Source organism: Actinomycetota bacterium (assembly GCA_018830725.1).
In the GTDB taxonomy this organism is placed as follows: domain Bacteria; phylum Actinomycetota; class Humimicrobiia; order JAHJRV01; family JAHJRV01; genus JAHJRV01.
In genome coordinates this window covers 1-2,237 of record JAHJRV010000003.1, presented here as the reverse complement: position 1 = coordinate 2,237, position 2,237 = coordinate 1, and the positions used below count along the sequence as shown (strand labels likewise).

General features: G+C 28.1%; 2 protein-coding genes. One reads left to right on the top strand and one right to left on the bottom strand.

What is annotated here, in order from left to right; genetic code table 11:
- A partial coding sequence (locus KKC53_00030) for a phosphatase PAP2 family protein (protein MBU2597562.1) occupies positions 1 to 859 on the bottom strand: 859 nt, incomplete at its 3' end.
- A gap of 301 nt (positions 860 to 1,160) precedes the next feature.
- Between KKC53_00030 and KKC53_00025 the strand changes: the two genes are divergently transcribed.
- On the top strand, positions 1,161 to 2,237 hold a 1,077-nt coding region (locus tag KKC53_00025; protein ID MBU2597561.1), incomplete at its 3' end, for an acyl-CoA dehydrogenase family protein.

Here is a 2,237-nt window from a genome sequence, read left to right as displayed (position 1 = left end):
TAATTATTAATGGCATTATGAAAGTAAGCCATAATCCCATAATAAAATATCTTATATATGTGAAAAAATCTGCGACAGGTAATATTTCCTTTAACCCAAATCTAATTATCAATGCAACAGATAAAGCTATGATTATTTTTATAACCTGAATGTAAAGTTTTGCTTTAGGGTTAAAATCTATATATCTTTTTTCAAAAGTTGCTCCTAAGATAATACCTGATAAAATCCCTATAATTTGACCAGTTGAATAGGTAGGATAAATAAGAAAAATAATTAGAGGGATACTAATAATTAAAATTGGGATCAAATAATCATGGTGAAAATACTTCTTATTATAATTTGATAAAAACTCCCAAACTTGATATTTTTCTATTAGAAATAATAAAATTATTAGTATTAGAAAACCAATTATCCATCCACCAAAAACATCTATTGGAAAATGGACTCCTAAATATATTCTACTTAATGAAACCAAAAAGATTATTATTAATAGCATAATTTTCAACCAATTCTTTTTAACTTCTGACAATAAGTAACCAAAAAAGACAACAGCACCTTGAGCATGATTGCTTGGAAAAGCATAGCTATCCTCCTCAATTAAAACTCTAACTTTTTCCGGTGATGGTCTTAATGTATGAAAAAAATCTTTTAAATAAGTATTGGAAATGGATGAAACAAGATAAAAAGTTATTAAATTTAAACCAATAACCTTATTAAAACAAAGATAAATAATGGGAATAAAAATTAGATAGAATATCTCATCTCCTAACATAGTTATATATTTAAAAAAAATATCAAAAAAAGAATTTGAAAATGATTGGACAAGTTTTATAAATTCATATCCTGAAAAATATTCCACTTCACTCTCCCTAAAAATCTTTATTATTTATTAATTGCAAAATTTAAAATCACAAAAGAAGATTAACTCTCCTTTTTAGCTTTTATTTCTTATTTTGTATCTTTTAAATCTATTTTAATTAATTTATTTCTTTTTCTCTTACCTTTAATAATTTTAATTTATTCCCTATTATTTTGTATAATAGATAAATTACCATATTTTTTGTTTTTTTATAAATAAATTTATTATATGATAAATAAAATAATTTCATAAAATTTAATTGCACTTTATTTAATAACTTCATCAAAAAAGAGAGGTAAGAATGGATTTTTCATTAACAAAAGAGCAAGTAGAGCTAAAAGAAGAATATAAAATTTTTGCTCAAAAAGAAATTGCACCTATAGCATTCGATGTTGATGAGAAGGCGCAATTTTCATTTGATAGCTTAAAAAAATTGGCTGAGATTGGTTTTTTAGGACTTGTTTATCCTAAAGAATATGGGGGGCAGGGTAAAACTCTCCTTGAAGCAATAATTGCAGTTGAAGAGTTAGCAAAAGAATGTCCTTCCACAACACTGTCGTGTGGAGTAAGCTCAACCCTTTTTGCATATCATATATTTAATTTTGGAACTAATGCTCAAAAAGAAAAATATATTCCAAAAGTAATAAAAGGTGAAATTATCGGAGCATGGGCGTTAACAGAACCTGAAGCAGGTAGTGATGCAGCTTCAATTACTACAACAGCTGTAAAGAAAAATGGTAATTATATAATAAATGGAACCAAGATATTTATCAGTAATGCTCCAATTGCTAATGTAGTAATAGTCATGGCAAAAACAGATCCAGAAAAAGGAGCAAGAGGGATCAGTGCCATAATTGTTGAAAAAGATGCCCCTGGTTTTAATAAGGGAATTATATTAGATAAAATGGGTTTTAGAGGACTTCAGGTTGGAGAACTAATATTTGAAAATTGCACAGTATCTGAAGAAAATCTACTTGGAAAAGAAGGATTGGGTTTTTTACAAGCTATGAAAGTACTTGAGCAAGGTAGAGTCGCTGTTGCTGGTGTTGGTGTAGCCATTGCACAGGCATGTTTAGAAGAGTCTGTTACAAGATCCAACAAGAGAATACAATTTGGAAAACCAATTTCAAATTTTCAGCTTATTCAACAAAAATTAGCAGACATGAAAGCAAGAATAGATGCTTCAAGACTTTTAACATATAAGGCAGCATGCCTTATCAGTAATAAAAAACCTTGTGCAGTTGAATCATCAGTAGCAAAACTCTTTTCTACAGAGACTGCAAACTTCTGTGCAAATGAAGCTGTTCAGATTTTTGGTGGATATGGATATATTAAAAAGTATAAGGACAGATATAAAATAGAGAGAATGTATCGTGAT